Here is an 11,787-nt window from a genome sequence, read left to right on the forward strand (position 1 = left end):
TATAAAAATGATTCTTAAAACTTTGTGAAAAATAATGCTTAGGTTAAGATGAGTGATCATTTGTAAACGTACTTTAGAAGACCTATGCAACCATTTGTTCTATATAACTCAGAGCAACGTAAAAAAGTTGAATTTGTTCCACGCAAAGCAGGGCATATCGACATGTATGTGTGTGGTATGACAGTTTATGATTACTGTCATATTGGACATGCTCGGGTCATGGTTGCATTCGACTATATTATTCGTTTCCTGCGTAGTCAGGGCTGGAACGTAAAATATGTACGTAACATCACCGATATTGATGACAAGATTATCAAGCGTGCTAATGAAAATGGCGAAAGCATCACGGCACTGACAGATCGCTTTATTCAAGCCATGAATGAAGATGCAGCCAACTTGGGGTGCTTGGAACCAGATGAGGCGCCTCGTGCTACGGAATACATCGACCAGATGCAAAGCATGATTGGCAATCTGGTTGAGAAGGGAACCGCCTATCCGGCAGCAAATGGTGATGTATATTTTCAGGTAGAAAAGTTTGAAAAATATGGCCGTCTTTCGGGGCGTAAACTGGACGACATGCAGGCAGGTGCTTCGGAACGTGTAGATGTCGAAGTTGAAAAAAAACATCCTTTTGACTTTGTGCTCTGGAAACATGCCAAGGAGAATGAGCCGGCCTGGGCCTCTCCGTGGGGCAATGGCCGTCCGGGCTGGCATATTGAATGCTCTGCCATGTCGACCTGCTGCCTGGGTAACCACTTTGATATTCATGGCGGTGGTTCGGACCTGATGTTCCCGCATCATGAAAATGAAATTGCGCAATCAGAAGCCTCCACAGGTGAACAGTATGTGAATTACTGGATGCATGTGGGCTTTATCAATGTCGATGGCGAAAAAATGTCGAAGTCGCTGGGTAACTTCTTTACCATTCGTGATGTCATGGAAAAGTTTCATCCGGAAGTGATTCGCTATTTCATTGTGTCTTCACACTACCGCAGTCCGGTGAACTTCTCTGATGTGGCACTGAAGGAAGCTAAAACTGCGTTGTCACGTTTCTATCATTCATTTAAGGCGTATCAGGCTGTTTATGGTGACAAGCGAGTAGACAACTTGGATGAAACCTTGGTGGAGCGCTTCAATGCCGCTATGCGTGATGACTTTAATACGGCAGAGGCAATTGCAGTCCTGTTTGAAATCAATAAAGAGCTGAATCGCGCGGTTAAAGAGGACAAGGCTGAACAGGCTGCTATTCTGTATGCTACTTTAAGCCACCTAACCAATATTCTGGGTCTGGTACAGCACAATGTCGATGAGTTTTTAAAATCTGATATTGGGCAGGATGCTTTGGGTCTAACTGAAGAACAGATCGAAGATCTGATTCAGCAGCGCCAAGACGCCAAAAAAGACAAAAACTTTGCCCGTGCTGATGAAATTCGTCAGTCCTTACTGGACCAAGGAGTGGTTTTGGAAGATACCCGTCAAGGAACAGTATGGCGTCGTGCTGATTAATTCGACACTTGATCGCATGGAGAGTTGACAGTTGTAAGAAACTCTCTATAATCCATTTCCATATTGCGGGAATAGCTCAGTTGGTAGAGCACAACCTTGCCAAGGTTGGGGTCGCGAGTTCGAGTCTCGTTTCCCGCTCCAAAATTTTAAAAACCCTGATCGAAAGATTGGGGTTTTTTATTGCTTGCTAAAAAACTATAAAAAACCGATCAGGAAAAGAGAACTGTACAGCTCTAGATTCGGGGCGAATGAAGAATTTAAAGGCATTCTGTTTAAGTTTTATTAAAAGCACACTATTTTCAAAACTGCGATTCGCATAGATATGATAAAATTGCGAAAATTATTCGTATCTCACGAAAGTTTTTCTCTGTCCTTAGTGTAGGTAAACAGGCTTTGAATCAAGAAAAAACAGCGAACTTATTCGATTTCCAGAAGGTTGCACTTGAAACATTACGCATTGAAGAAAATGCGTTACAGATTTTAGCTACGCAGATTGATGGCCGTTTTAGTCGGGCATGTGAAATTATCCTGCGATGTAAAGGGCGTCTGGTCATCACCGGGATGGGGAAATCTGGTCATATTGGCCGTAAAATGGCAGCCACCTTTGCTTCCACAGGTACGCCGTCTTTTTTCATGCATCCAGGTGAAGCGGGGCATGGTGACTTAGGAATGCTGGTCGAAGGAGATGTGCTGATTGCCATTTCTAATTCAGGCAAAAGTGATGAAATCATGATGCTGATGCCTTTGATCAAGCACCTTGGTGTACCTTTAATTACCATTAGTGGTGATGATCGCGGCCCGATGCCACAAAATGCTGATGTTGCCCTGACTTTGGGAGATATTCAGGAAGCTTGTCCACTGGGCCTGGCACCGACATCTTCAACGACTGCCACCTTGGCACTGGGGGATGCTCTGGCAGTGGCCTTGCTGGATGCTCGCGGGTTCACCTCAGATGACTTTGCACGATCACATCCTGCAGGTGCGCTTGGTAAACGCTTGCTGCTGCATGTAAAGCATTTGATGCATACGGGGGAAGATTTGCCGAAGGTCGCACCTGATACCCCGATGAATAAAGTGCTTTATGAAATTTCTGATAAGCGCTTAGGCTTGACTACAATTGTGGATGAACAGGAACGTTTGCTCGGAATCTTTACCGATGGTGACTTGCGCCGCCTGATTGATAAACAGCAAGGTTTTGATGTTAATCTTCTGGTGCAGGACGTGATGATTCAAAATCCATGGACGATTTCTCAGGAAGCACGTGCAGTCGAAGCCTTGGAACGTATGAACGAGCGTAAAATAAACCAATTTGTAGTGGTGGATGAGACCAATAAGGTGATTGGTGTGATCAGTATGCATGACCTGATTCAGGCTGGGGTAAATTAATCGATGGCATCTTATGTATTACTAGAGCAGGCACGTCATATTAAAGCATTGGTGCTAGATGTAGATGGTATTTTAAGCGATGGTTTTGTCACGTTGACCAATACAGGCGATGAAATCAAATCTTTTGATATTCGCGATGGCTTGGGGATGAAACTGGTTCAGCAGGCTGGTATCAAAGTGATTATCATCACTGGACGTAAAAGTAATATCGTTGAAAAGCGTATGTCAGATCTGGGAGTCGATCTGGTCTATCAGGGTCGTGAAGACAAAGGTCTGGCTTTGAGTGAGGCTTGTGCACAACTGGAGATTGCGGTAGAAGATTGCCTGTATATGGGGGATGACTGGCCAGACCTGTCTGCATTTGCCATTGCTGGCATGAAGGTGACAGTACCGAATGGTCATGTGGAAGTTCGCCGTCGTGCCGATCTGGTGACTCAGGCCATGGGCGGGCGCGGCGCAGTGCGTGAAATTTGCGATATGCTGCTGACCTCTAAAGGCGTATACCAAGAGTTACTTGAAAAATATATGCGTGCACCTTATTAATAATTCATACGATTTGGATTAAGTACACCGCTTATGGATACTAGATTTTTATACCTTACGGCTGTCATTATTGCCGCAATAAGTGGTGGTTATTACTATTACAGTGGAAAAGGCAACAAGCTGCAGACAGATTCTGCCCGCAGCATGACTTATTCTGCCAAGGATATTAACTTAACCCAAACTGATGGAAATGGCATGCTGTCAGTTCGTGCACAAGTCGATGAGCTTGAGCAAAACCTACAGCAACGAAGTTCGCATCTGAAAAATCTGCTAGCTTCCACCTATAAAGATGGCAAAGTAGAGGCCACTTTTATTGCCAATGTGGGAAATGGTTATGATGACAATACAAAAGTGGTACTTTCGGATGGCGTGATCGCGACCAAAATCCTGGACAATGGAAGAATTCGCTTTCGTACGGATGAGCTGACAGGTTTTCCGAAAACACGTGAAATTGAAACCGACAAAACCGTTCTGGTGGATTCTCCCCAGGCCAAGTTTGTGAGTCAGGGGCTTAAAGCCGATCTTAATGATGGTCAATACGAGTTCTTTAATATTCGAGGAAAGTATGAACCAAATTCTTAGAGTTAAAATGATGAACACTTTCCTGAAGCGCATGGCGCTCGTGACGATAGCTGGCTGCTGTTCGGTGACGGCTTTCGCTTTGCCATCTGACCGTAATCAGGCAATTACCTTGCTGGCAGACCGTGCAACTTTTAATGAACGTACTGGGGTAACCACTTACTCTGGGAATGTCATTATCGAGCAGGGCACTATGAAGTTGCAGGCCAACTCAATTGTGGCCAATCTGAACAGTAAAAAGCAGATCAGTGTTATTACTGCAACAGGTAGTCCGGCTCGGTTCCAGCAAAAAATAGACGCGGCGAAAGGTCTGGCGAAAGGACAAGCACAAAAAATTGTTTATAATGCTGAAACCGGTATTATTACCCTGTCAGGCAATGCTTACCTGCAGCAGGATGGTGCCAGCATTCGCGGTAATATCCTTAAATACAGTATGAACAAAGGGGATATTGAGGCCATCGGTACACCGAACAAAACCGGTTCATCTTCAGGTCGTGTAGAGATTGTGATTCCGCCATCTGCGAGTCAGTCCTTCCCGGGAGCACGTGATTAATGGAGCAAGTGCAGCAGGTTCAGACTTTATGCATCAAACATCTGGCAAAAAACTATAGCAAACGCTGGGTAGTTAAAGATGTTTCTTTCAGCATGGAAAGTGGTCAGATTGTAGGGCTTTTGGGTCCTAATGGTGCCGGAAAAACCACCAGTTTCTATATGGTAGTCGGACTGGTGCGCATGGATAAAGGTGAAATTCATCTGGATGATCTGGATTTATCTGATCTGGCCATGCATGAACGTGCCCGTAAAGGCATTGGCTATTTGCCACAGGAAGCCTCTATTTTCAGAAAATTGACTATCGCTGAAAATATTATGGCGATTCTGGAAACCCGTAAGGATTTGAATAAGGAACAACGTCAGCAGCGCCTCAAGGAATTGCTGGCAGATTTTAAAATTACCCATATCAAAGATTCATTAGGGATGAGTGTTTCCGGTGGAGAACGCCGTCGTGCTGAAATCGCACGGGCATTGGCTGCTGATCCGAAATTTATGCTCTTGGATGAACCTTTTGCAGGGGTCGATCCAATCTCGGTTGGTGATATTAAAGATATTATCATGACCTTGAAAGAACGTGGAATCGGGGTGCTGATCACCGATCATAATGTACGTGAAACTCTGGCGATCTGTGAGCATGCTTATATTGTCAGTGAGGGTGCTGTCATTGCAGAGGGCACGCCGAATGAAATTCTGGCCAATGAAACGGTGAGAAAAGTTTATTTGGGTGATGATTTTACTGTTTAAGTCCGTTACTATTTTCTTTAAAATTCCCTCATTATCAGCTTAGAATGATGAGGGAATTTTTTTAAGCATTTATTTGAAAGAACACAGTCTTTTTAAACAAACTTTGTTATAGTCTTTGCAAAATGTAAAATATAAGAAATCATGTTATTTCGGGTAAAACACAGCGTTAAAAATCAGAGGAAAGTTTACGTGAAAAGTGGAATATTTATGTTTTTCCTTTTTCCTCTGCAAATCTCTCTCGTTCATGCAGAAACCAGCTATTTTTCAAATATAAAAAATAGTTTTGGAAAACTGATTGCTCCTGAGCCTACCTCTTCTGCCTATAAGGTGGAGATGTCTAGTTTAAGCCAATACTCTATGGATACCTCCCGAGTCGCAGAGCTGCCTCAGGTGATACGCCCGCAGTCAGGACAGGGTGTAGTCAATCCAATGGCTGTAGCTTTGCCCCGAAAAATGGGTTTAATTGATGCAGTGCATACAGCGGTACAAAGGCGTCCTGAAATTTCCCAAAGTGTTTCTCAATTATCTGCGCAGGCTGCCAGTATTGATGTAGCAAAAGCCGCCTATTATCCCCAGATATCCGGGGGGCTAGGGACAGGTGATTTCACTACCGGAGAGCGTGGCCGGCAGGTTATTTCCTTAAATGCTACTCAAGTTGTATATGATTTTGGCAAAATTAAAACCAATGTCAGTGTCGAAGAAGCCAGACTGACAGAAGAACAGGCACGTGTACTGATCAGTCTGGATCAGATTGCTCTGGAAGTTGCGGATGCCATTATTAATATCAAGCGCTATCAGGAAATTACTAAGATTGCCCAGCAACAGATTGAGGGCATTGGGCGGATCGCAGAAATTGCGAATTTACGTGCCCAAGCCGGAATCAGCAGTCAGGCTGACCCTATCCAGGCCCAATCCAATCTTGAAGCAGCAGAGTCGAATCTACTGATTCAGCAAACCCAGTTAAGACAGTACCAGCAGCGCTTGCGCAATCTGCTGGGATTTGATGTTTCTCATGTTGAATGGGTTATTCCAGAGAAGATTGTGCAGCAAGCCCATCTGTATCAAGATCCTGATTTCACCCGGATTCCCAATATGATTTTGGCCAATGCCGGTGTGGAAGTGGCACGCTTACAGAAAAATCAGGCACGCTTAAGCAGCTATCCGACCTTTAACTTGAAAGGTAGTGTAAGCCAGGCCGTGAATGGGCGAAACCCGAATAATAATGAAGATGACGGTTTCTACAATTCTATTATGCTGGAAGCCAGCAGTAACTTTTATCAAGGTGGAGCGATGCGTTCTCAGGCTCGTGCAGCCAGTTTTGCCGAAGAAGCAGCGCGTGCTCAGGTCAATACCGTTTATTTGGATGTGCAGGATCAAATCCGTCTTATCCGTGAGCAGATAGAGAACAAGCAAAAGCAGATGGATGTTTTGGCCAAACGCCGCTCGACCACTGCCCGGACCAAAGAGCTTTATCAAGAGCAATATAAATTAGGTACGCGTACCGTGGTGGATCTGTTGAATGCCGAGCAGGCGATTCATAGTGCGGCTCAAGAGATTGAGGCAGCGCGTTATGATATTTATGCTGCGATTGTGCAATATATTCAGGTCACTGGTCGTACGCGCGATCTTTATGCGCTTAATGATATTTCAATTCAAGGATTTGAAGTTCAGCCATGAGTACTATAATAAATTATCAACCGTGGCTCCAAGCGGTTTTGAATATTGCAAAACATTATCGAATCGAGCCTTCTGAAGAGCGGATCCGTTTACAGCTAGATTGGAGTCAGCATCAGGATGCCGATGAGATACTGAAAATCGTCAGCCGCCAGATTGGTTTAAATGTCCGTAAAAATAACTTTGACAGTGGTTTGCTAAACCCGTGGCGTTTACCTTTGCTGGTTGAGTTTCAGAATGGTGATGTGGGTGTCATTGAGCGGATTGATACGGCAGGAAATGTCAGTGTTCAACTGAGTGGAGATCAAGGTCTTTCTCAGGTATTTAAAGTCGAGCAGCTGAATGAAGGGGTAAAACATCTTTATATTTTACGTCCCGAATCATCCGTACCTGATGCCCGTGTTGATGAATATATCAAGCCCTTTGAAAAAAACTGGTTCTGGTCCATTGTTCTGAATGACTGGAAGCGTTATATCGATGTTATGTTTGCCTCATTGATTGCCAATATTCTGGCACTGGCAACCATCGTATTTTCAATGAATGTCTATGACCGGGTAATTCCATCCCAGTCTGTTCCTACTTTATGGGTGCTGGCAAGTGGGGTACTCATTGCGGCGATTTTTGAGTTTATCTTGCGTGTCTCCCGGATTTATCTGTCCGATATTATTGGGAAACGCGCAGACCTGAAAATCTCTGACCGGGTATTTGGACATTCGCTCCGAATTAAAAATAGTGAGCGCTCCAAATCTACCGGTACTTTTATTTCACAGATTCGAGAACTGGAAGGGGTACGTGAACTGGTCACCTCAACCACTGTGACCGCAATTGCAGATCTTCCATTCTTCTTCCTGTTTCTGGGGATTTTCTGGATCATTGGCGGTAACCTGTTCTGGGTGATGCTGCTGGTTGTACCCTTAATGATTTTGCCGGGTATTCTGGCACAGAAAAAACTGGCAGAGCTGGCTCAGCTGGGGATGCGTGAATCCTCCATCCGTAATGCCTTGCTGGTAGAGGCCGTACAAGGCATTGAAGATGTCAAGCTATTACGTGCAGAAGCCCGTTTCCAGAATCAGTGGAATCATATGAACGAAGTTTCTGCTGATGTCAGCATGCAGCAACGTAAAATTGTCGGCTTGATGACCGCATGGACTCAAAAAATTCAGGGTTTAACCTTTGCAATTGTAGTGCTGGTGGGGTGCTTTGCGGTTATGGAAGGCGAAATGACAACCGGTGCACTGGTGGCCTGTTCAATTCTGTCTTCACGTATGCTTGCACCGATTTCACAACTAACAGGTGTTTTGGGGCGTTTACAGCAGGCGAAAGCTGCAAAAGCCGGGCTGGATGAATTAATGAAAAAGCCGGTAGACCAGCCTGATTATGCTCACCTGATTCATCGTCCGGTTTTAAGTGGCCATTATGAGCTGAATAATGTGGTATTTAAATACACCGAAGATGATACAAAACCGAGTTTAATGATTCAAAAACTGGAAATTAAACCGGGAGAAAAAATTGCGATTCTTGGTCGAAACGGTGCTGGAAAATCAACCCTGTTACAGTTGCTATCGGGAATGCAGGTGCCTATACAAGGTACAGTTAAACTCGATGGACTCGATTTAAACCTGATTGATCCGGCAGACGTGCGTCGGGATATGGGCTTGCTTAATCAGCACTCACAACTGTTCTATGGCTCTATTCGTGAAAACCTGACACTTGGAGCACCATTGGCAACCGATCAGCAGCTTATCGAAGCGCTTCAGATTACTGGTGCTCTGGGATTTGTGCAGGAGAAAAAGGAAGGGCTGGATCATATTATTCTGGAAGGTGGCGTAGGCTTTTCAGGTGGTCAGCGTCAGGCACTGATGCTGGCGCGATTATTGATCCGTCAGCCCAATATTGTATTAATGGATGAACCGACTGCAGCTCTGGATGATGTGTCGGAAAAACAGCTTATTGATCATTTAAAAACCTACCTGACTCACCGGACTATGATTGTAGCTACGCATCGCCGCGCTGTTCTGGAGTTGGTGGACCGGATTATTGTGGTCAATGAAGGCAAGATTGTGATGGATGGACCACGTGACCAGATTTTGAATCAGTCACCAACTGGAACAAAACGGGCAGCTGGAGCAAGTACATGAGCGAACAAGCAGAATTAAAACGTTCAACCAAAGCCAGCTTTCAGGAGCCTCCTTTACCCAAGTCTAGTGTCATTATCTGGATTATCGGTATTGGGCTGTTAATTCTATTGACATGGGCTTGGCTGTTTAAGCTGGAAGAAGTATCGACCGGTACCGGTAAAGTGATTCCATCTTCCAAAGAACAGGTCATTCAGTCTCTGGAAGGGGGAATTCTCACCAAGTTAAATGTCAAGGAAGGTGAAATTGTCGAGCAGGGGCAGGTGCTGGCCCAACTGGACCCTACACGTTTTGAATCGAATGTCGGTGAGTCGGAATCCTTACTCGTTGCATCACGTGCGACCTCCGCGCGTTTACGTGCAGAAGTCAGTGGTCTAGCTTTAGAGTTTCCAGAAGAGGTGTTGAAATATCCAAAACTGGTCGCAGAAGAAACAGCGCTGTATCAGTCACGTCGTGCCAATCTGGAAGACTCACTGGCTGGGCTTAAGCAGGCGTTGGTGCTGGTACGACAAGAACTGGAAATGACAGAACCTCTGGTGGCCAAAGGCGCTGCCAGTGAAGTAGAAGTTTTGCGCTTAAAACGCGAAGCCAATGACTTGCAGAATCAGATGAATGACATTCGTAACCAGTATTTTGTGCAGGCGCGGGAAGAGTTGTCTAAGGCCAATACCGATGTACAAACCCAGCAGCAGATTGTACGTGGCAAATCAGATACCTTAAGCCGGACTGTATTTAAGTCACCCGTACGCGGTGTAGTCAAAGAAATTGATGTTATGACTTTGGGCGGCGTGATTCCGCAAAATGGCAAGCTGATGACCATTGTCCCGCTGGATGAAAAACTCTTGGTAGAAGCGCGTATTTCACCTCGTGATATTGCCTTCATCCGCCCGGATCAGGAAGCACTGGTCAAGATTACCGCTTATGACTATTCCATTTATGGTGGCCTAAAAGGTAAAGTGACGGTGATTTCACCGGATACTCTGCGTGATGAAGTCAAACAGGATCAGTTCTATTACCGGGTATATATCCGCACAGATAATGACAAGCTAAGTAATAAGACCGGACAGGAATTTAATATTACGCCGGGGATGGTGGCTACAGTGGATATCCGTACGGGTGAAAAAACCATCTTGGATTATCTGATCAAGCCGTTTAATAAAGCCAAGGAAGCCTTGCGTGAACGCTAAGCTGGGTATGAGCTGAATAAAAAAGCCTCTTTATCAAGAGGCTTTTTTATTTCATTGTGCAAAGCGGGTATACTTTAAGTCTGAGTGTTAACAGCCTGAATTTATGCCATTTACCATTGCCAGTCTAGTGACTTTTGAAGAAGAAATTAAAAAAAGCCGCTTTCAGGCTTTTGCAACTCCTGTAGAAAATGAGCAGGAAGTGAAGGATTTTTTGGAAACTTACCGTGACCCGACCACCACGCATCAATGCTGGGCCTGGAAAATCGGCCATCAGGTGCGTTTTAATGATGATGGTGAGCCTTCAGGAACTGCAGGTCGGCCCATACTGGCGACCATTGAAGGCAATGAGCTGACCAATATACTGGTTCTGGTTAATCGCTGGTATGGTGGAATCAAGTTGGGAACTGGTGGACTGGTGCGGGCTTATGGTGGCTGTGCCGGACAATGCTTGCTGTTGGCAGAAAAAATTGAACTGATCGAAAAGAAAAAAGCCAGTTTCTTTTGCCAGTTTAATGAATGGGCTATTTTTCAATATGAATTGAATCATCAAGGTATTGATTACCAAGAAGAATATATAGCCGAAGGTGTGCAGGTCAGTGCCTTGTTTCAGGCGCATCAGATCGAAGCTTTTGCCTTAAAACTTCAGGATGTGACCCGTGGCCGTGAACAACTGAAGATCATAGAAGAAGACACAGATGACTGAGATAAATCCGCTGCTCAAATACCGTGAACAGCATAAGCATCGTCTAAATTATATGCCTTGGTTGTATTACTCCCTAAAGCCTAAACATAGGGGCTGGGCAGAGGAGTGGCAGCAGGAATATCAGGCCTATCTCATGGAGATGGAAACAGTCGAGATAGGCAAAAACTGTTTTATTTCTCCGCTGGCACATATTTTTGCCGAACCGGGCCGCAAGATCAGTATTGGGGATAATACTTTTATTGCCGCAGATTGTACCTTGCATGGTCCACTAGAGATTGGCAATGAAGTAGCAATAAATCATCATTGTATTCTGGATGGGGGGCGGGTCGGTATCAAATTACATGGTCAGGTGCGTCTAGCTGCGTATTGTCACCTTTATGCTTTTGATCATGGAATGGCGCTAGAGCAGCCGATTTATCAGCAGCCGGTTCGTTCCCAAGGAATTGAAATTGGTCGGGATGTGTGGTTAGGCGCTCATGTGGGTATCAAGGATGGGGTAAAGATTGCAGATCAGGCCATTATAGGTATGAATAGCATGGTGACCAAAGATGTTGCAGCGCGTGCTATCATGGCAGGTAATCCGGCCAAATTGATCCGCTATCGCGATTAAGGGAGATTCGCTAGCACCCTGCCTAGAATCAATCTAGTACTTAGGGCGTGTCCTCATTTGAAGAATTGGTTTTAAATACTTAAAATCCTCCTTTGAGTTATTTTTATTTCTACATTTTCAATGGCACGCACTCTTCTTACCGATGATATCTGGCAGAAAATTCAAGAT

11 protein-coding genes and 1 tRNA gene are annotated in these 11,787 nt (G+C 44.9%); all 12 read left to right on the top strand.

The genetic code is table 11. From position 1 onward, the window contains the following. Positions 1 to 84: 84 nt before the first annotated feature. Positions 85 to 1,506 (top strand): cysteine--tRNA ligase, encoded by a 1,422-nt coding sequence (gene cysS / locus E2K74_RS11650; protein ID WP_151207748.1) that lies wholly within the window; start codon positions 85 to 87, stop codon positions 1,504 to 1,506. A 65-nt stretch (positions 1,507 to 1,571) separates the two neighbouring features. Next, positions 1,572 to 1,647 (top strand) — tRNA-Gly (locus E2K74_RS11655). Positions 1,648 to 1,899: 252 nt separating this feature from the next. Then, entirely contained in the window at positions 1,900 to 2,892 is a 993-nt protein-coding gene (locus tag E2K74_RS11660) for a KpsF/GutQ family sugar-phosphate isomerase (RefSeq protein WP_151207750.1), read from the top strand. A 3-nt stretch (positions 2,893 to 2,895) separates the two neighbouring features. Continuing rightward, positions 2,896 to 3,435 (top strand): KdsC family phosphatase, encoded by a 540-nt coding sequence (locus tag E2K74_RS11665; RefSeq protein ID WP_151203158.1) that lies wholly within the window; start codon positions 2,896 to 2,898, stop codon positions 3,433 to 3,435. 33 nt (positions 3,436 to 3,468) lie between these two features. Continuing rightward, positions 3,469 to 4,017 carry an LPS export ABC transporter periplasmic protein LptC gene (gene lptC / locus E2K74_RS11670; protein WP_151207752.1) on the top strand — a complete coding sequence of 183 codons (549 nt, stop codon included), beginning with the start codon at positions 3,469 to 3,471 and terminating at the stop codon, positions 4,015 to 4,017. Beyond that, positions 4,001 to 4,567, top strand: coding sequence for a lipopolysaccharide transport periplasmic protein LptA (lptA, locus tag E2K74_RS11675; RefSeq protein ID WP_151207754.1), 567 nt, complete (start codon positions 4,001 to 4,003; stop codon positions 4,565 to 4,567). The genes lptC and lptA overlap by 17 nt, the downstream gene beginning before the upstream one ends. Then, entirely contained in the window at positions 4,567 to 5,310 is a 744-nt protein-coding gene (lptB, locus tag E2K74_RS11680; protein WP_151203155.1) for an LPS export ABC transporter ATP-binding protein, read from the top strand. Before lptA ends, lptB begins: the two co-directional genes overlap by 1 nt. A gap of 141 nt (positions 5,311 to 5,451) precedes the next feature. After that, positions 5,452 to 6,987, top strand: coding sequence for a TolC family protein (locus tag E2K74_RS11685; RefSeq protein ID WP_151207756.1), 1,536 nt, complete (start codon positions 5,452 to 5,454; stop codon positions 6,985 to 6,987). Next, positions 6,984 to 9,122 carry a type I secretion system permease/ATPase gene (locus E2K74_RS11690; protein ID WP_151207757.1) on the top strand — a complete coding sequence of 713 codons (2,139 nt, stop codon included), beginning with the start codon at positions 6,984 to 6,986 and terminating at the stop codon, positions 9,120 to 9,122. Before E2K74_RS11685 ends, E2K74_RS11690 begins: the two co-directional genes overlap by 4 nt. Continuing rightward, entirely contained in the window at positions 9,119 to 10,306 is a 1,188-nt protein-coding gene (locus tag E2K74_RS11695; RefSeq protein ID WP_151207759.1) for an HlyD family efflux transporter periplasmic adaptor subunit, read from the top strand. The genes E2K74_RS11690 and E2K74_RS11695 overlap by 4 nt, the downstream gene beginning before the upstream one ends. Before the next feature lie 103 nt (positions 10,307 to 10,409). Beyond that, complete coding sequence (locus E2K74_RS11700; protein WP_151207761.1) at positions 10,410 to 11,009, top strand: IMPACT family protein; 600 nt, start codon at positions 10,410 to 10,412, stop codon at positions 11,007 to 11,009. Next, the gene (locus E2K74_RS11705) at positions 11,002 to 11,619 is read left to right on the top strand and encodes an acyltransferase (protein WP_151207763.1); all 618 of its coding nucleotides are present in this window, start codon (positions 11,002 to 11,004) and stop codon (positions 11,617 to 11,619) included. The genes E2K74_RS11700 and E2K74_RS11705 overlap by 8 nt, the downstream gene beginning before the upstream one ends. The last annotated feature ends 168 nt before the right edge of the window (positions 11,620 to 11,787 follow it).

The sequence above is a fragment of the Acinetobacter sp. RF15B genome (genome assembly GCF_007558235.1).
Classification (GTDB): domain Bacteria; phylum Pseudomonadota; class Gammaproteobacteria; order Pseudomonadales; family Moraxellaceae; genus Acinetobacter; species Acinetobacter lwoffii_C.

Coding starts and splice junctions, on each gene's coding strand:
- E2K74_RS11690 (WP_151207757.1), top strand. CDS start 6,984: ATGAGTACTATAATAAATTATCAACCGTGGCTCCAAGCGGTTTTGAAT.
- E2K74_RS11685 (WP_151207756.1), top strand. CDS start 5,452: ATGTTATTTCGGGTAAAACACAGCGTTAAAAATCAGAGGAAAGTTTAC.
- E2K74_RS11665 (WP_151203158.1), top strand. CDS start 2,896: ATGGCATCTTATGTATTACTAGAGCAGGCACGTCATATTAAAGCATTG.
- E2K74_RS11695 (WP_151207759.1), top strand. CDS start 9,119: ATGAGCGAACAAGCAGAATTAAAACGTTCAACCAAAGCCAGCTTTCAG.
- cysS (WP_151207748.1), top strand. CDS start 85: ATGCAACCATTTGTTCTATATAACTCAGAGCAACGTAAAAAAGTTGAA.
- lptB (WP_151203155.1), top strand. CDS start 4,567: ATGGAGCAAGTGCAGCAGGTTCAGACTTTATGCATCAAACATCTGGCA.
- lptA (WP_151207754.1), top strand. CDS start 4,001: ATGAACCAAATTCTTAGAGTTAAAATGATGAACACTTTCCTGAAGCGC.
- lptC (WP_151207752.1), top strand. CDS start 3,469: ATGGATACTAGATTTTTATACCTTACGGCTGTCATTATTGCCGCAATA.
- E2K74_RS11700 (WP_151207761.1), top strand. CDS start 10,410: ATGCCATTTACCATTGCCAGTCTAGTGACTTTTGAAGAAGAAATTAAA.
- E2K74_RS11705 (WP_151207763.1), top strand. CDS start 11,002: ATGACTGAGATAAATCCGCTGCTCAAATACCGTGAACAGCATAAGCAT.